This is a genomic window from Dactylosporangium sp. NPDC000555, from assembly GCF_040300025.1.
In the GTDB taxonomy this organism is placed as follows: domain Bacteria; phylum Actinomycetota; class Actinomycetes; order Mycobacteriales; family Micromonosporaceae; genus Dactylosporangium.
Genome location: NZ_JBEPDB010000021.1, coordinates 71613 through 88998 on the forward strand (window position 1 = coordinate 71613; position 17386 = coordinate 88998).

The window sequence follows — 17386 nt, forward strand, 5'->3', positions numbered from 1 at the left end:
CGAGTAGCCGGGAGGGGTCTCACTTCTCGGCTCTCAGAGATTTGGGCGTGACAGTCTCCCGTTACCCAGCTCTTTGTCATCCTTGTGCCGTGCCATAACTCGTCGCACGGATTGTGAGCTGGGGTTTCGCTGATCGGGCGCATGCTCGTGTGATGGTGTTCCGGCTGCTGTACCTGAGCATGGTGCAGGTGTTCGGCTGGCTGGTGTGGCTATCGCGCAGCGACGCTGCCAAGACTGCGGAGCTGTTGGTCCTACGTCACGAGGTCGCGGTCCTGCGCCGGCCGGCCGCGACCGTCGTGGCCGGACCGGGCAGTGCTGTCCGCGTTGACGCGGCTGCTGCCCGGATGGTTGCGCGGGCATCGCCTCGTCACGCCCGCCACGCTGCTGGCTTGGCACCGCCGGCTGGTCCAACGCCGTTGGACCTACCCGAACCGGCCAGGCCGGCCGCCGATCAACGCCGAGGTTCGGGATCTGGTCCTGCGGCTGGCGCGGGAGAACCCAGACTGGGGACACCGCCGCATCCAGGGCGAGCTGGTCGGCCTCGGGTACCGGGTCGGTGCCGGCACGATCCGCCGGATCCTGGCCCGCACACGGACCGGGCCGGCGCCGCGCGGTATGGACACCAGCTGGCGACGCTTCCTCCGGACTCAGGCGCACGGGCTGCTGGCCACCGATTTCTTCCACCTCGACACCATCGCGCTGCGGCGAATCTACGTGTTGGTGGTGATGAAGGTGGTCACCCGCAGGGTGCACATCCTCGGCGTGACTGCGAGCCCGACCGGGGACTGGACCACGCAGCAGGCCCGGAACCTGATCGTCGACCTCTGCGAGCGGGCAAACTCATTCCGGTTCCTGATCCGAGACCGTGACAGCAAGTTCACTACCTCATTCGACGCGGTGTTCACCGCCGAGGGGCGTCGCGGTGGTCAGGATCCCGCCGCGGACACCGCGAGCGAACTGTTACGCCGAGCGGTTCATCGGCACCGTCCGCCGCGAATGCACCGACCACATCTTGATCTACAACGAACAGCACGCCCGCGCCATCCTTGACGCTTACGCCCGGCACTTCAACGAGCACCGTCCACATCAGAGTCTCGACCAGCACCCACCCCGCCACAACCCGGACGTCGTGATCCCGCTCGACCGACCGGTACACAAACGCCAAGTCCTTCAGGGCCTGATCAACGAGTACCGCCGAGCAGCCTGACCACAGCCAGAAACGCCAGCTCACAGGCCCTACACGTAGAATTGGCGCGGCACAAGGCAAGAGTGGATGGCCCCGGACCCCAGGCGCGAGAGAAGAAGGCAAGCGGAAGCGCAAGCGCAGCGGAGGCGCCGCCCCACCCGGTGTGGGCCGGCGCTTTCGCTGTGCGGAAGGGCCGGGGTGCGGGGACAAGCGTGCACTGGAACAGAGCGCGCTGTTCCCCTGTCCAATCAGCTGATGATCTGGAACGCCCACGGATAGGCGTCGTACGCGGTGGTCATGATGCCGTTCTGCGTGCTGCCCTCGTACGAGCTCTGTCCCTGCAAGATCTTGATCACCACGCGCCCGCCGTCCTCGAGCGAGATCCGCCCGTCGTGCACCGCTGCGGTACAGACCGCCGAATCCGTGGTGTACGGCCCGGATCCCCACACCGTCCCGATCGTCCCGTGCGACGGGCATTCGTACGCGATCGTGGTCCCCGCCTTGCCGTCGTACTCTTCGGCTTTGCTGGCCCAGTCGACGTTCGGATGGTCGATCTCGGCCGATACGTACGAACTGTCCTGACTGGAACTGTTATCGCCGGGAACGTCGTTGCCCTTCTTCCCGACGAGCTGGCTGACCCCGTATGCGCTGGCCCCGATCACCAGCAGTACGGCCACCGCCACCGCGACGAGCACTCCGGTGCGCCGGCCGCGCTCGCCGGCGGTACCACCGGAAGGTGCCCCGGCGGCGGCACGCGCCGCAACCGGCGGCACCGCCCCACCGCCGGCGGCACCGCCACCCGAAGCCGCGACCCCAGCAGGCGCGGGTCCGGCCACCCGTCCCACGGGCGGCCCGGGCACCCCAGGCCCACCGGGAGCCCCCGAGGTCGGCGCCGTGTACCCGCCAACGGCCGGCGAAACGGGATACCCGGTCACGGGGGCCGAGGAGAACGCCGGCGAGACGGGCGCCGAAGGCATGCTCGCACTACCACCGCCGCCCGGCATCCTTGACATCGACGTCCCGGGAGGCCCGGACACCGACGACACGTCCGGCGGCCCTGAAACGCCGGAAGCAGGCGGCCCGGACACGGCGGGCGACGCGGGCGCCCCGGAAACGGCACCCGGCACGACACCGGAGCCCCCGGCTCCGGAAACCGGCGGCCCCCAGATCGCGCCGCCCGCCGCGTGCCCGGCGCCGGCGGAACCGGCCCCGGGCGCCGTGAACTGCGCGGAGGCCCCCACGGCCCCCTGCGCCACCACGAGCTCCGGCTGCTCCACCACCGTGGGCGCCTTCCCGAGCGCCTGATGCAGCAGCGTGGCGACGAGCGGAATCCGGCTCCCGCCGCCCACGAGGAACACGCCCTCGACATCGGCGGCGCTCAGCCTGGCCGCCGCGACCGCCGCCCGGGTGGCCGTCACGGTGGCGGCGAGGATGGGCCGGGCCAGCTGCTCGAACTGATCCCGCCCGAGCGGAACGTCCGTCTCCAGGGCGGGGATGTGGATCATGGTCGAGGAGGTCCGGGAGAGCATCTCCTTGGCGGAGCGCACGTCGTCCCAGAGCAGCCGGTTCGCGCGACGCTCGGCGCTGCTGGACGGATGCGTCAGCCGCTGCCACGCGCCCGGGTCGCGCCCGGCGTGGGTCGCGCCGAGGTACCCGACGATCGCCGCGTCGATGTCCAGCCCGCCGGACGTGCTCAGCCCCTCCGCGGCGAGTACCTCGAACGCCCCACCGCCGTGGCGTACCACGGACGCGTCGAACGTCCCGGCGCCCAGGTCGTACACGACGAACGCCGACCCGGGCAGCCCCACCGGCGCGCCGGCCCCGCCCAGCATGCGAAAGACCTGCGCCGCGGCGACCGGCTCCGGCACGAGCGTCACGGCCCCGAGCCCGGCGCGCTCCGCGGCCGCGAGCAGCACGCCGCGCCGGGTCTGCGCCCACGCGGCCGGGCAGGTGACGGTCGTGGGGCCGAGTGCCCCACCGGTGACCCGCCGTGCCTCGCCGGCGACCCGGGCGAGCACCGCGGCGACGAGATCAACCGTCGCGACCTCCCAGTCGCCGAGCAGGACCACCGCCTCGTCGATGCGCCGTTTGGGATTCGGCTCGTACCGCTCGGGGCTGATCCGCGCCGCATGCATCGCGTCGCGCCCCACGAGCAGCCCGGACTGCGCGTCGGCGAACACCGCCGACGGGAGCGTAGGCGAGCCGTCGAACAGCAGCGGCCGGACTTGCCCGTCGGGCCAGGCCAGCATCGCCACGGTGTTCGACGTACCGAAGTCCACCCCGAGCCGGCGCCTTCGCGCGTCCACGTCGCCAATATAAGGGTTGGTAGCGACCCCGCGATCGGCCCAACAGTCCGCGTTGCGCGCTTGACGGACGCATCGACATCCGTTGGACCACGTGACGAGGGGTCGAAGTCAAACCGGCCCGCAGCCCCGATCCACGTCACGTCGGTCATCAACGACACGCCACGGTCGGATCTGTCTGAATAGCCGCGTTCAGCGGGGCGGCGAACGCGGGCCCGGCTGTCGTGCACAACGCCACAGCGTGTGGCCTGCACGGCAGCAACAAAAAATGCACCTGCTCGACTCGTACGATGGATATGATCGTGTGCAAATTGACGTCCATAACCAAATGTCGGCGACGTCGATGCTGCGACCTCCGTATTTCGGCTACAAAGATTGGTGGCCTCAGGTGCCGGAATCGTTCAACCGTACCGTATACATAAACTTTAGTATCACGGTGACTATTCCGAAGAAGCAGTGATGTAATCGCCGGATCCGTCTCTTCTGCTGTGTCGAGGCGGAACTGTGAGCGTTGTTTCACGCCGGTGGCCCGGCCGCAGTCAACTCGCGGCCGGGACACCGGTTACTCCAGTTACTGGCGCCGTTTGGCGCCGGAATGTATTGCATTAGGATTTCGACGTGACCCAACCATCTCCGGTCCGACCGATTACCGTCACGGTCTCCGCTTGCCTACTTTCCGGCGCCGCCATCCTGACCGTTCTTGACGCCGCCTCGTCATTGTGGAACTACTACATGTGGGTCGACGCGTACGAGAATGCGGTCGCGGACGGCGCCGTTGCCTCCGAGTCCTTCGAGGGGTTCGGCATCCTGTCCAATCACGGCTTCGCCGTGCTGCAGGTCGCTGCGGCCTGCGCGATGATCGTGCTGGCCCGCTCGAATTGGCGGGGAAGGAACTCAGCCCGGACCAAGACCTGGTGGCTGGGTGGCGTCATGCTCTGCTGCCCGACGATTGACGCCGCCGGCTCGATTGCCTTCCGGTCGGCGCCGCGAGACCCGATCCAGCAGCGTCTGCAACACATGCTGCCTTCTTGGTGGGCGCCTACGAGGTTGGTGCTTGTCCTGCTGCTGCTGATTGCCCTGGCGCTCGCGTTGGTGCTGCTGGCGTTGCCGTCGGCGAACAGATTCTTCCGGGCCTTCGCGCCGACCCCGCTTCCCAACCCGTCAGGGGCGTGAGTGCGGCCTCGACGGGCTACGTGATCGCTGTGCTCGACGGGCTGGACCCGGCGCTGCTCGACGCGGTGCCCGAGCCGGGCACCAACTCGATCGGGTGGCTGCTATGGCACCTAACCCGAAGCCATGACCGGAACGTGAGCGAGCTGCATGGTCAGGCCCAGCTCTGGGTGGCCGACGGGTGGCACGCTCGGTTCGGCCGGCCAGGGGATCCTGACGAGACGGGCTATCGGCATAAGCCCGCGCAGGTGGCGGCCTTCCGTAGTCCGGAGCCGGTGGTCGTCGCCGCCTATCACCGTGCGGTGGTTGCGAGGTTCCACGCGTACCTGGACGCTGCGCTGGCCGGCGACCCGGCGCGGCTGGTCTTTAGCCCTACGCTCGGCAACACCGTGTCGGTTCAGGAGCGGCTGGTCGGAGTGCTCGTCGAAGGGCTCGAGCACGTCGGCCAGGCGGCCCTCCTCCGCGGTCTGCTCCAACGCCGGGGCGGGTGTGGTCAGTGAGCAAGGGTTTCGGGGGCCAAAGTCGAAGCCTTCGCACTGCCAGAAACTGCGCTCTCGAACGTCGCTGGCCTAGTGAACCGCACGATCCGGCGCCGCTGCTGCTGCTGTCGACTACCCGCAGGCAGCGATGCCACGCCAGTGAATCCCGGACCGCTGACGCTCCAATCCGACGGCCGTCAGATGCGTCGGGGGCACCGTAGCGTCGACCGGCTTCTGGATCTTCGACGACGTATTTGTCGCCCTCGAGACACCAACCGCCAGCCTCGAGGTGGTCCGCCCAACCGAGATCGACCTCTACGAGCGCATATTCGCGAAACTTGCAGGCATCGACGATCCACGGGCAAGGTGTCGCGAGCGATCATCCGTAATACCCTTGATCAACTGATTTGACCGGTTATCCAAGACGTTGCCGCACGTGTCGGTCGTATTCGGTACGTGCAGTGAGTCAGACCCAGCGCGGAAGTCGTCCATCATTGGGGCGGGTGGTAGTACGAACCGCAATCCAGCAGTGGCTGTATGTAGGGTGATCCTTCGGGAGGGGCGTTGCTGACGGGCCCTCGACTGGCACTCCTGGCGGCCCTGTGGTTGCTCCGTGGTTGCTCGTCTGTTCGGCATGCTCGTCCGCCCAGCGCCGGAGCGCCACGGCCCCGTCCCGTCTGTCGGTGACCTCCACCGCTCTGAGCTGCGAAAATGCGGCATTTGGAGTATCAAGTGGAGCGACTTTCGAGACACGGGTACCCTGTCAAGCGCGGGCTGCTAGCTCAATGGCAGAGCTGCGGACTTTTAATCCCCTGGAACGCGCCATCATTGTCGACCTAAATGGCCGTTGACCAGCCAAAACGTTAAAGTTGACCGTCCACTGTGGATCCGGGGTGCTCGATAGGTGCTCGTCTGTTTTGGAGCGGTTGAGCGTGCCCAAGTCCGACCGGAGGCCTCGTTGTCCGACTGCGTCCAGCAGGTACGCGCATCGGGAAATCGGCGAGTTGTCTAGCCTCGCGCTGGCCAACGTTCTTCGCTGGATCGGTAGGCGGGGCGCCGAGGAGCCGTCCCGGCGATCTGACCTTCTGATCCGTAGTCAGATGGTCCGCGCAGTCCCCCACCCCCTTACCCTCTCACGAAAGCGTGTCGTTTCGCAAGGGCTCCGTACTCAAACGGTGCGGCGCGTATCCGCAGGTCCACGCGATCTCACCGCACGCCGGCGCTCCCGGACTCGCGAACGCTTGGCGGCCGTGCTGGTCTGGTGCGGGTTGTGCTCGACGGTCGCGCTACGTCCGATCACGTCAGGAACACAACGTGCCCGTGCACGCCGCCGGCCGGAGACCGCTGCGAAGGGCACCCAGGACCCGCACATGTCTGGCTCGGGCCGGATCGGGGCGGGCTCTGCCGACGACGACCGGGCGTGGCGTGCGAGGCTGAACGGTATGGCCACGCAAGGTTTCGGCGGTGGTTGGCTGATACGAAGGGGCTGCGGTGGAGTTCACACGGCTGGGCCGGACCGAGCTGAAGGTGAGTCGCATCGGGCTGGGATGCATGAGCTACGGCCGGGCCGCGGCCGGGATGCACCAGTGGACCTTGGATGAGGATGCGGCGGCGCCGTTCTTCCGGCAGGCCGTCGAGCTTGGGGTGACGTTCTGGGATACCGCGAACGTCTACCAGGGCGGCACGTCGGAGGAGTTCATCGGCCGGGCGATCAGCCGGTTCTCCCGGCGGGAGGATATCGTGCTGGCGACCAAGGTCAGCGGGAAGATGCACGACGGGCCAGGCGGCAGCGGCCTGTCCCGTAAGGCCATCCTGGAGCAGGCCGACGCCTCGCTGCGACGGCTGGGCACGGACTACATCGACGTCTACTACATCCACCGCTTCGACCCTGACACGCCGGTCGAGGAGACGATGCGGGCCCTCGATGACCTGGTCCGTGCCGGCAAGGTGCGGTACCTCGGTGGGTCGTCGATGTGGGCGTGGCAGTTCGCCAAGTTGCAGCATGCCGCCGTGGTGAACGGGTGGACGACGTTCTCGGCGATGCAGGACCAGTACAACGTGCTCAAGCGCGAGGAAGAGCGGGACATGATCCCGATGTGTCTCGATCAGGGTGTCGGGTTGACCCCGTACTCGCCGTTGGCGAAGGGCCGGGCCGCCCGGCCCTGGGGTCAGCAGACGACCCGTTCATCGTCGGACACGGTGGCGAAGGCGTTCGACCGAGACGTCGACGAGCCGGTGGTGTACGCGATCCAACGGGTCGCCGAGGGCCGGGGCGTCTCCATGGCCCAGGTGGCGCTCGCCTGGGTGCTGTCCAAGCCGGCGGTTTCCTGCCCGATCGTGGGGGCAACCAAGCCGCATCACCTGCAGGACGCCGTCACCGCCCTTGACGTCGACCTCACGGATGACGAGCTCGCCGCCCTGGAAGACCCGTACCTGCCTCAGGACAACTACTGGTGGTAACAACCTCTTGGTGACGGTACCGCGAAGACAGGCTTCCGCTATCTGTCGAGGATCCGCCGCACCGTCGTCGCGGCCACGTCGAGTGGGATCCGTTCCTGCTCCACCCGTCGATGACGGGTCCAGGCCTCGGCGGTCAGGCACCGGTAGAGCTCCGTCTCGGCGTCGGTTAGGTGCGGGACCGGTCGTGGTGGTCGGGCTTGCAGCGGCCGTCCGCGTGCGTCGACGTTGGTGCCGTAGCGTTCCCAGGCGGTATAGGCGGCCAGGTCCATGAACAGTGAGGCGGCGGGGATGCCCGCGGCGCGGAACTCGTTGAGGATCTCGAGTCCGTCAGCGTCCATGTCGCCCCAGTAGATGATGCGCTCGGCGGTGGTCAGCCAGGGCAGGGCGGCGATGGTGGAGCCGCCGCGGCCGACGCCCTCGATGCTGATGCCGCCGTGCAGTTCGGGGAAGTGGATCGCGGTGTCCTTGTTCTCGGAGATCACGACGATCCGGGGCTGGTACGCCGGTTGCGCCCGGTCCCCGATGGTGGCCGAGTCGTGCCGGCGTCGGCCTGCGGCGCGATGGTGGGGGTCGAGGTAGGTGAAGTGGACCCGGGGCGGATGGGGTGGCAGCAGTCCCAGATCGTCGCGGGCGGACAGTCGCCGTACCAGCGCGTGGCGGTGGTTGAGCCATTTGGCGTGCATGCCTTCGATCGGTACCTGTCGCGGGGTAAGGCCGGTGGCGTTATGTGTGGCGAACCAGGCGCCGGCGCGGCAGAGCAGGTCGAAGTCGACGTCGTCGAGGCTGTCGACCGCGGCGACGGTCGCGGTGAGGAGCCCGGAGTCGGTGAGGTGGGGGAATCGGTCGGCGAGGGTGGTAGCCCGGCGGCGGCCTTGTTCCAGCCGCCGTGTCCAGGTGGGGCCGCAGAGCCGGGCAGCATGATCGACGTCGGTGATAACGAGGTGTGTCGGGATCTGCTGGTCGGTGCCGTGCACACGGCGGGTGCGGGTTCGCAGTGTCGTGTGATTGGCGTCGCTCCAGGTCCGCCAGGTGGCGGCCCATGCGGCGGCGGCGGCGAAGTCGTTCGCTAGGTCGCTGGTCGCGCGTTGGCCGAGCGGGAACGCGTGTGGCCAGGATGCCGTCGACATGTCCGGTTGCGGGGCTAGTGACGGGTGCTGGTCAGCTGTGGTGGCAGGGGTGACGCCAGCTGCCCAGGTGGTACTGAGCCGGCGTTCGATATCGGTCAGCAGCTGATCGACGGTTTTCATCGTGTCGTACTGCTGTCCGGCGCGAAGTGCTGCACCGCGGTGCCGGTGCCGGTGATCGGGGTGCGGGCGCCGGGGATGGCGAGCGGATAGCTGCCCGGCGGAGTCGTGGCGTCGCTGATGCCTGTGACGAAGGAGTAGTGGGTGGTGGTGTTTTTGGTAATCGCCAGGAGTTGGTCCATGTGTGGTTCGAGGGCGGTCACCTTGTCCAGCGGCGCACCGACGATCAGCTGGAATCCGAGTCCTTTCCACGCCTGTACTGCGCGGCCGGCGAACTCGGCGTCGGACTTGACGAAGCCTTCGTCGAGAAAGACGGGTGCGAACCGGGGGCGGGTCCGTAGTTCGTCGCCGAGGCGGAAGCGGAGTGCCGCGCCGACGATGAAGGCGACCAGTTCCTGGCTTTCGCCGCCGCTTTTGCCGCCGAGGGAGGAGTGGGTGCTGAGCAGTTGCCCGGCGGCGTCGTAGCGTTCTGCGGTGATCTCGACGTGTCGGCGTACATCGAGGAGCCGGTCGCGGTCGCTGAGGTCGGCGACCGCGCGGGGGTCGTCGCGGCGGCGGATGCGGCGCATGAACTGTTGCAGTTCGTGGAAGCGTTGCTGCATCTGCTGTTCGGGCAGTTCGCGGGTGGCGCCGGAGGACAGTGCTCGAAGTTGGCGACGGAACTGGACCACGGCGTCCGGGGCGAGGCGCCGCAGTTTGATCCGCAGCCGATCGCGGTTGGCGCCAAACGGCAGGTCGCGCAGGATGGCGTTGATCGGGTCGAGGCGTTCCTCGATCTCGTCGATGGACGATTCCATGGCGCCGGCGAGCGGGACGAGGTCCTCGCCGCTCCATTTCATCAGCCGTTGCCGCCACGCGTCGCGACGTTCGTGCAGGCCGGTGGTGAGGATGGTGTCGAGGATGGACGCGTAGTCTGGGTAGGACGCCGCGGTGCGGCCGAGATTGGGGTCCTCAAACTTCAGCTGGTATGCGGTGAAGATCCGTTCGAGTTCGGCTTCGGCGTTGCGGGCCTGGGTGCGGGCGGACTCGGCGGCGGCGGACAGCCGTTGTCTGAGCCGGGCCAGGTTGGCCGGGAACTGATCCAGGTCCGCGGGGTCGCCGGGTGCGACCGCGGCGGTGAAATGCTGGTCGAGTGCGGTAGTCTGCTCGTCGGTGAGGGTGACCTTGTGTTCCTGACCGATGCGGTCCAGGTCGGTGGCGACGGTGCTCTGCTGTTCGGTCAGCGTTGACATGCGACGCTGCAGCGCGGTGGCGCGGTCGGTGAACCGGAAGCGGTCCGCCCGGGCCTGCTCGAGGTCGCCGGCGAGGGCGTCGATGCGGTCCTGCAGGTGCTGGAGCTGGTCGTCGGCGTGCAGGATCGCCGTGCGGGCGCCCTCCAGTTGTGCGATTCGCGCGTCGACGCCGGCGACGTCGATGTCGTCCCAGGTGGCCGCGTCGATCGCTTCGTAGGCGCTGCGCTGGGTGTCCAGGACGCTGCGTTCGTGGTCGAGCGTGGCGCGTTCGGTGGCGATCGCGTCGAGTGCGGTGGTGATGGTGGCGAGTTCGCGGTCGATGTCGGCGAGGGCTTCTTCGTTGCTGAACCCGATGATGCTCGTCTGTTCGGTGCGGCCGTGGCTGCCGCGGGTGCCGATGCGGGTCTGCCCGGCGAGGGTGACCCGCAGCCCCGGCCCGGTCAGTTGGTCCGGTGTTTCCACGCATAGGGCGTTGCGGGCGGGATCGCCGACGTGGCGGCGGACCCAGCCGGTGTACGGGGAGTTCTTGAACAGCAGCTTGCCGGCGATCGTGTTCGGGTCGGGTTCGCCGGGGCGGTCCGGGGCGTGCGGGACCCCTTCGAAGGTGAGCCGGCCGCGTAGCCGCAGCGGGTCGATGGCGGCGGAGAAAGCCTCGAACCGGTCGTGGGGTACGAGGAGCAGGCGTGCGCTGGCGCCCAGGACGGTCTCCACCGCCGTGCGCCACCGGTGCTGGCCGGCGGCGATGTCGATCAGCTCGGCGAGGAACGGCAGGTCCGCGGCGTCGATGCCGGCGGCGTCGGCCACCTGGTGTCGCAGGTCGTCGAGGTACTTCGGCACCCGGCCGGTACGCCCGGCGAGGGAGGTGCTCTCAGCGGTTAGGTGCTTGCGGCGTTCGAATAGCGGGAACTCTCGGTCACGCAGGCCGTCGCGGCGCTCCAGCAGCGCCTTTGCGGCGGCGGGGTGCGCGGCGAGGAACGCCGCTGCGGTCGCCTGCAGCCGTTCGAAGGTGTCCCGGTCGTCCAGCGGTGCGGCAAGCGCGGTGGTGCGGGCGGCGAGCGCGCCTCGGCGGTCCAGGCGCTCGTCGCGGCGTTGGCGTTGCTGGGTGACCTGTTCGGCGAGGCGTTGCAGTTCACCGCCGCCGGCGTCGCGGTGGGCGGCCTCGGTCGTGGCCAGTTCCTGCTCCAGCGACGTCACCGAGCTGACGGCCTGGCTGAGGTCGGTGCTGTTGCGCTGCTGCTGGTGCCGGCAGTCGGCGATCGCGGCGTCGAGCAGCGTTGATTCCCGGCCCAGTCGCCACCGGGTGATGGGGCTGTCTTCGGTGGCGGTGTGGCCGAAGCTGTCGATCTGCGTGATGGTGGCCCGGGCCGCGGTGAGTTCGGCGTGTTTGCCGGTGATCGGGCCGAGCAGTTCGGCTTTCTGCTGTTCGGTCTGCATGGCGAGGTAGGCGGCTTCGAGGTCGTCGAAGTGGCCGATCGCCCGGTCGGCCGCCTCGTACGTCGCCGGCCGTTCCAGCACCATGTCCTTGTACAGCTCGTCGACGGTGCGGATCTGGTGTCCGGACTGGATGCGCACCAGCAGCCGCAGTGCTTTGTCCCCGTCACCGTTGGCGCCGATGCCCAGCCTGGTGTGCAGCCGGGCGGCGAACGCGGTGTAGCTGTTGTGAGTGTCCAGGCCGGGGAACGCCTCCTTAAGAGCCTTCGGCGCGAACAGCCCGTCGGCGTGCCGGGCGAGATCGACCAGGTCCAGGTGTCCCTCGTAGGTGGCCATGCGCATGGTGATGTCACCGACCTGGGTCGCCCGTGCCGGAACGTAGTACACCCGCAGCGCGGTGAACCGCCGGCCGTGGTCGTCGATGAACGTCATCGCCACTGCACCCCAGGTGGAGCGACCGTCGCCGCGCAGCACCTTCGGCCGTTCCCGGCCGTGTCCGTCGGTGGTCGTGTCGGTCTGTCCCCGCAGGTAGGACAGCAGGTTGCGCTGCTCGGCGCTGCGGGCCCGGCCGGCGACCGCGTCGTTGGACGCGCCGTTGAACGGGGTGTCCGACGGCATCATCAACGCGATGTACGCGTCGAGCAGGGTGCTCTTGCCGGTCCCCGACGCCCCCGAGATCAGCGTCGCGCCGGGATGGAAGTCGAACCGGACCCGGCCCTCGAACCCGCCCCAGTTGACCAGCTGGAACGACTCGGCCTTGCTTTGCAGCGTGCCGTCCGTGGCACCGGCGAGGTAGAACAGTGGCGCGGGCGGTTGACCCGTTGGCGGCGAAACCAGCGACATGGGCATGAGCGCGGGCTGGTCCGGGCTGTCGATGGTCACTGCGCATCCTCACCGCTGAAGCCGGAGGCGGTCCCGTCAATGCTGTCGAGGTCGGGGGCGTTGTCGGCTGGGGCGGGTGCGCTGGCGGCGGAGTGCTGTTGGGCGGTGATCCACCGCAGCAGTTCCTGTAGCCGCTCCAGCGGCAGGACCACGTCGATGGCCGGGCTGACCTCGAACCGGTCGGCGGTGCTCGCCCCGACCAGCAGCCCGGCCCGGTTGAGACTTTCGATGGCCTTCACCGCGCGCCGGCCGTCGCCGGCCTGGTCGGTGGCGTGTGCCGGGCGGACGGCGGCGACGTGTTCCAGCATGTCCTGACGGTCGACATAGGTGCGGGCGGCGCCGGCGACCTCCTCAGAACGGCTGCGGGTCCGCAGATACACCATCAGGATCGTCTCCTCTCGGGTCCACGCCGTGTCATGCAGCAGCGTCGGGAACCTGCCGCCCCCCTCGGGGACCACCTGCCGCTTGTAGGCGACCTCACGCACTGGGTCGAGGTGCAGATCGAGGAACAGGTCGTTGAGCCGGGACCGGACAGGCCGCGGGTTCGCGGTGAGGGTCCGCCACTCGGTCGGGTGGCTCCGCGCGGTGATGAACCGCTGTTTGAGCAGCGCGACCAGGACCCGCCGCTGCGGCAGCTCCAGGGAGCCGTCGTCGCCCTCGAACAACGCCACACTGCTGGTCAACTCCCGGCCCGGATCATCCCAGCCGGCGGCCGGAGCAGGGGAAGGACCGGCATCGTCGAGGCTCATGCGGGCTCCGATCCCATTGGGGCGGTCGTCGTGCTCGCACGACGCGGTAAGGGTGTGATCATCGGAACGGCCAGGTCGCGGCGCGTCCCGTCCGGGCGCACCGCGTGGTAGACCTCGCGGTGCTCGTCGTCGCGGGAAAGCCCGTCCATGTTGGTGACCAGGTGCAGCAGGCCGAAGACCTCGACCGGGCGGCGCAGCGACGGATCCAACGTGTCGAACAGCCGCCCCAGCGATACCAGTGGCTGCGGCGATGCGAGGGCGTCCTCGACCGCGGTGCGCAGCTGCTCCAGTGACGGGCCGCCCTGGGCCAGCAGTTCGGCCAGGGACAGCCCGGCCGGCTGCTGGCCGGTCATGTCCCGCAGCGCGGGCGGCCCGGCGTCCTCGTCCGGGTTGTGGAACCGCTCGCGCAGGTGGTGCACCTCGATGCGGGCCGGCAGCATCGGCACCGGCACCGTGCTGCGCGGGCCGGCGGTGCTCATCCACCGGGCCAGTTCCGCGTCGAGACGGCGCAAGGTACTGTCCAGCTCCCGGTCCCGGACGGTGTTGTGGGTCTGGATGTACTCGCGCAGGGTCGCGGTGACCCGGTTGCGCTGCGCCAGGACCGCGTCGATACCGCGCCGGATCAGTCCCACCGTGCCGCGCAGGTCACGACGGTCGGCGTCGTTGAGGATCTCCGTCGCCGTCGGATGGCTCAGCAACGCCGACAGATCCTCCCGCAGCTGCAGCAGCAACTCGTCGTCGCGCAACAAGGTGAACGCCCCCTCGAACGCCCGACCCTCCGCGGTCGCGGTCATCAGCGAGTCGATCCGCCGCAGATAGTCGTCGATCACGTCGCCGGCGTGCCGGTCCTCGGCCCGGAACGAGCCCAAGATCTGCGCCCGCAACGCTGTGAACGCCTCCTCCACCCGGGCGAAGTCACTCGGCAACGCCGCGACCAGCTGCAGCAGCTCCCCGAAGCCTTCCAGCATGTAGTCGGCCGACACCGGCGGCAGGTCGCCGCCATCCAGGAGGCGGTCGCGTTCCCGGGTCAGCCGTGCGATCTCGCTGTTGAGGATGTCCACCCGGGCGCCGCGGTCCGGGTTTGCCTCCGTGTTGAACCGTCGCACCGCGTTGACGATCGTGGCGATCCGGTGCTCGCTCAGGCTCGCCCGCTCCCGGGTCAGGCTCGTCACCAGGTTGAGCGCGTCCTGCGCGTGGCTGGTCAGCGTGTAGACCTCGGTGCCGTCGTCATCGACGCTGCGGACCAGCCACTGTCCCCGCATCCACCGCAGACACAGCTCTCGACCCGAACCCGCCGGCACGTCGGTCACACCGGCGACCCGCAGCTGATCTAGATAGGTGTCGACCTGGGCGTGCAACCTGGCCGCCGGGACGCTGCGGTTGTCCCGGCTAAACGCGCCGCGGAACATCGCGATCACCACCCGCGCGTGGCTGCGGTACAACAGCGTCAGGGTCGGCTGATCGAACGCACCACCGACCCGGGCCAGCTCACCGACAATGTCGGTCACCGAATGCCGCACCTTCCACCCCGGCTGGCCTCGGCTCGGCATTGCGACCAGCCGCCGGTGCCCGCCGCGATCGCCGACCACCAGGCGCGAACATTCCTCATGTGACATCCCGTCGACGTCGCCAACACGCATCGATGATGCCAGGCCTGTACGACAAAAATGCCAATAGTACATGTGTGCGAGTGGCGGTCTTACGGGGATCGTAGGGCTACCGCGGCCAGCAGGGCGCCGAGATCACCGAGATCCTGCCCGCCCTCACCACCACCATCACCGTCGCCGCCGACCTGCGCACCCTCGGCGACCTCGGCTACATGCGCGGAATGGCTCAGTCAGCACCAGCAAGCGCGCTCCATGCCTGAAAGCTTTCATCGGGCGCAAGAATAAACAGCACCTGCGCCGCCCGCGATAGCGCGACATACGCTAGGCGCTTATGCTCGCATTCAACGAGACTATGCGTTAGAATCTTCGACCATTTACGGCCTCTGATACCCGGCGGACAACTACAGTTGTCGGTCTCGGCCCGGGTGTAGAACACAACGCCATCGTAGGTCTCGCCCTTGACACCGTGAATGGTCGAGAACGCGAATCGAACATCAGGATGATCCCGGTGACGGAAATATTCCCTCGCATCTTTCGCGGCGAACAGGCTAGAAAGCATCCTATCCTGATCTTGCCTCGCCCGCCTGAATGCTCCGCAATCCGTTTTAAGCTTCACAAGAAGTGCGGACGGAACCGCCACCAAATCAACTCCACAGAAACCTGTGGCGGCTGATATTGGAACATCCACGCCGACAGTCAATTGAAGCTCAATCCTCTTGAGGTCCCCGACGATCGTACGCCTGTAGACAAGAACGTCCGCTTCGCCGGTAGCCCATTGTTCGGCCAACGCCCGTCGCATTTCGTCCTTTGTGCGGTGGCCTCCAGCGCTGAACAGAAAAGTTTCGTAGGCAGAGAACGCCGCGTGGAGGTCACCCTGTATCAAGTGATGCACTACACGTAGGTAGTCGCGGGTCAGTCTGTTTGCCCATTCGGGGGCGCCTCTCGGAAGCGACGTTCCCCCAGTAAAGTAAGTCTGCAAACGTGAGGCGTGGTCGCCTGCACGGCCGACCACAGCAACGGTCTTGACTCCCTCGTCATTGTCGTGCGGCGGCTTTCCAGTCAGCATTCTTGCTATTTCGTCGAGTGCCGCCAGGAGACCGAACCTCTCGTCATTTGCGTCATATTTCCGAACCTGAACCAGCTCGCCGTAGTACTTATTGTTACCATCGGCGGCGACTTTGACGGGCTCGCCGTCCGCTGTCATGCGCGTTAGAACGGTACAGATGGCCGGACTACAGCGAAACGTCTCAGAAAGTGGACGTGGGAGCCAACCCTCCTCGCTCTTTCGCGCAGTGAAAAGGCTCGGCCTGGCTGTGTTCCATTCGTATATAGCTTGGTATTCGTCTCCGACCAACACAACGTGCCGCTGGCCGAAGGCTATCAAATGGGACAGCAAGGCATGCTGCACGGCGGTCATATCCTGCGCTTCGTCGATCACGAGGACCGGAAAGCGTCTCACTAGCGACTTAGTGAGTACAGGGGATGCGACCAACGTCTTATAGGCTAGATAGTTACAGGGCTTGAAAGATTAGGGCCGATGCGGCGTGTCGGGGTGACATCGGTCGATTGATCGACTATGCCCGATGGATGAGGTATCCCGATGGTGGTGGATTGACCGCTGCGGGCCGATCCAGGCGTGAGGCGGTCCGGCTGCAGGCGGCCACGTTGTTGGATGGAGGCGTCCCGGTCGCGGAGATCGCAGCCCGGCTTCGGGTGTCGGCCGAGTCGGTGTACCGGTGGCGGCGACGCTGGCGGGCCGGAGGCCGGCAAGCCCTGGTATCGACGGGATCCAGCGGCTCGGCGTGCCGACTCGACGGCAAGCAGTTGCAGCGGTTGGCCGCCATGCTGGACCAGGGGCCGGTGGTGCACGGGTTCGGCTTGGACCAACGCTGGACCCTGGCCCGGATCGCCGAGCTGATCGAGCGAGAGTTCCACGTGTCATACACCCTGCGCGGGACGTCGTATCTGTTGCACCGGATGGGTTTCACCCCGCAGATGCCCGCCCGGCGCGCGGCCGAACGGGACCCCGACGCGATCGCGGCGTGGCGGTCGAGGCGGTGGCCGTCGGTAAGAGGCTAGCGGCGGCGCAGGGTGCCTGGATCTGCTTCGAGGACGAAACCGGCCAGACACTGCGACCGCCGAAAGCCCGCACCTGGGCCAGGCGCGGGCAGACCCCGACCGTGACCGTGTCCGGGAAAGGCTCCGGCCGGGTCTCGATCGCCGGCCTGGTCTGTCTCAAGGAAGGCCACCAGGGCCGGCTGATCTACCGGACGATCACCCACCGCGGTCGCAAAGGCGAGCGCCGCAGCTTCGCCGAGACCGACTACATCGCCCTGCTCGACGCCGCCCACAGTCTGCTCGGCGCACCCGTCGTGGTGGTCTGGGACAACTTGAACGTCCACGTCAGCGCTGCGATGCGGGCCCTCATCGACGCCCGGGAGTGGCTGACCGTGATCCGGCTGCCCGCCTACGCGCCCGACCTCAACCCCACCGAGGGTGTCTGGTCGCACCTGAAACGCAGCATCGGCAACCTCGCCGTCCAGGCATCGACGACCTCGTCACCACCGTGCGACGCCGACTCCGACACATCCAACGACACCCCGACCTCATCGCCGGGTTCCTCGCCCAAACCGGGATGACTCT

The 17386-nt window shown here is 67.8% G+C and carries 13 protein-coding genes and 2 pseudogenes; 8 read left to right on the forward strand and 7 right to left on the reverse strand.

Going from position 1 to position 17386, the window contains the following annotated elements:
- Window positions 1-312: 312 nt before the first annotated feature.
- A complete protein-coding gene (locus ABT297_RS16015; protein ID WP_350549462.1) occupies window positions 313-1050 on the forward strand; it encodes a helix-turn-helix domain-containing protein in 738 nt (245 codons plus the stop codon).
- The gene (locus tag ABT297_RS16020; RefSeq protein WP_350549501.1) at window positions 932-1207 is read left to right on the forward strand and encodes an integrase core domain-containing protein; all 276 of its coding nucleotides are present in this window, start codon (window positions 932-934) and stop codon (window positions 1205-1207) included. Before ABT297_RS16015 ends, ABT297_RS16020 begins: the two co-directional genes overlap by 119 nt.
- Before the next feature lie 227 nt (window positions 1208-1434).
- Here ABT297_RS16020 and ABT297_RS16025 read toward each other — a convergent pair whose 3' ends face one another.
- The gene (locus ABT297_RS16025) at window positions 1435-3492 is read right to left on the reverse strand and encodes an Hsp70 family protein (protein ID WP_350549464.1); all 2058 of its coding nucleotides are present in this window, start codon (window positions 3490-3492) and stop codon (window positions 1435-1437) included.
- A gap of 615 nt (window positions 3493-4107) precedes the next feature.
- Between ABT297_RS16025 and ABT297_RS16030 the strand changes: the two genes are divergently transcribed.
- From ABT297_RS16030 to ABT297_RS16045, 4 genes and pseudogenes are all read left to right on the forward strand, one after another.
- Window positions 4108-4662 (forward strand): hypothetical protein, encoded by a 555-nt coding sequence (locus tag ABT297_RS16030; RefSeq protein WP_350549466.1) that lies wholly within the window; start codon window positions 4108-4110, stop codon window positions 4660-4662.
- The gene (locus ABT297_RS16035; RefSeq protein ID WP_350549468.1) at window positions 4659-5159 is read left to right on the forward strand and encodes a DinB family protein; all 501 of its coding nucleotides are present in this window, start codon (window positions 4659-4661) and stop codon (window positions 5157-5159) included. Before ABT297_RS16030 ends, ABT297_RS16035 begins: the two co-directional genes overlap by 4 nt.
- A gap of 196 nt (window positions 5160-5355) precedes the next feature.
- Window positions 5356-5478: pseudogene (locus ABT297_RS16040) on the forward strand (XRE family transcriptional regulator); the annotation flags it as partial.
- 1151 nt (window positions 5479-6629) lie between these two features.
- Window positions 6630-7598 carry an aldo/keto reductase gene (locus ABT297_RS16045; RefSeq protein ID WP_350549470.1) on the forward strand — a complete coding sequence of 323 codons (969 nt, stop codon included), beginning with the start codon at window positions 6630-6632 and terminating at the stop codon, window positions 7596-7598.
- Between the two features lie 38 nt (window positions 7599-7636).
- Here the strand turns inward: ABT297_RS16045 and ABT297_RS16050 are convergent, their stop codons facing one another.
- From ABT297_RS16050 to ABT297_RS16075, 6 genes and pseudogenes are all read right to left on the reverse strand, one after another.
- Window positions 7637-8845 (reverse strand): Wadjet anti-phage system protein JetD domain-containing protein, encoded by a 1209-nt coding sequence (locus ABT297_RS16050; RefSeq protein ID WP_350549472.1) that lies wholly within the window; start codon window positions 8843-8845, stop codon window positions 7637-7639.
- Complete coding sequence (locus ABT297_RS16055) at window positions 8842-12387, reverse strand: ATP-binding protein (protein WP_350549474.1); 3546 nt, start codon at window positions 12385-12387, stop codon at window positions 8842-8844. The genes ABT297_RS16050 and ABT297_RS16055 overlap by 4 nt, the downstream gene beginning before the upstream one ends.
- Window positions 12384-13136 (reverse strand): DUF4194 domain-containing protein, encoded by a 753-nt coding sequence (locus tag ABT297_RS16060; protein ID WP_350549476.1) that lies wholly within the window; start codon window positions 13134-13136, stop codon window positions 12384-12386. The genes ABT297_RS16055 and ABT297_RS16060 overlap by 4 nt, the downstream gene beginning before the upstream one ends.
- Complete coding sequence (locus ABT297_RS16065; RefSeq protein WP_350549478.1) at window positions 13133-14644, reverse strand: DUF3375 domain-containing protein; 1512 nt, start codon at window positions 14642-14644, stop codon at window positions 13133-13135. Before ABT297_RS16065 ends, ABT297_RS16060 begins: the two co-directional genes overlap by 4 nt.
- Before the next feature lie 325 nt (window positions 14645-14969).
- Window positions 14970-15947, reverse strand: a complete 978-nt coding sequence (locus ABT297_RS16070; RefSeq protein WP_350549505.1) for a P-loop NTPase family protein — start codon at window positions 15945-15947, stop codon at window positions 14970-14972.
- A 90-nt stretch (window positions 15948-16037) separates the two neighbouring features.
- Window positions 16038-16235 (reverse strand): annotated as a pseudogene (locus ABT297_RS16075) (UvrD-helicase domain-containing protein); the annotation flags it as partial.
- Between the two features lie 95 nt (window positions 16236-16330).
- Between ABT297_RS16075 and ABT297_RS16080 the strand changes: the two are divergent.
- Both ABT297_RS16080 and ABT297_RS16085 read left to right on the forward strand, forming a co-directional pair.
- Complete coding sequence (locus ABT297_RS16080) at window positions 16331-16822, forward strand: winged helix-turn-helix domain-containing protein (RefSeq protein WP_350549480.1); 492 nt, start codon at window positions 16331-16333, stop codon at window positions 16820-16822.
- Complete coding sequence (locus ABT297_RS16085; RefSeq protein ID WP_350549482.1) at window positions 16786-17382, forward strand: transposase; 597 nt, start codon at window positions 16786-16788, stop codon at window positions 17380-17382. The genes ABT297_RS16080 and ABT297_RS16085 overlap by 37 nt, the downstream gene beginning before the upstream one ends.
- Window positions 17383-17386: the final 4 nt, after the last annotated feature.

What these genes read in the sequence shown, in the direction of transcription:
- ABT297_RS16050 (WP_350549472.1), bottom strand. Translation starts at nt 8,845, where the DNA reads ATGAAAACCGTCGATCAGCTGCTGACCGATATCGAACGCCGGCTCAGT.
- ABT297_RS16060 (WP_350549476.1), bottom strand. Translation starts at nt 13,136, where the DNA reads ATGAGCCTCGACGATGCCGGTCCTTCCCCTGCTCCGGCCGCCGGCTGG.
- ABT297_RS16070 (WP_350549505.1), bottom strand. Translation starts at nt 15,947, where the DNA reads ATGACAGCGGACGGCGAGCCCGTCAAAGTCGCCGCCGATGGTAACAAT.
- ABT297_RS16080 (WP_350549480.1), top strand. Translation starts at nt 16,331, where the DNA reads ATGAGGTATCCCGATGGTGGTGGATTGACCGCTGCGGGCCGATCCAGG.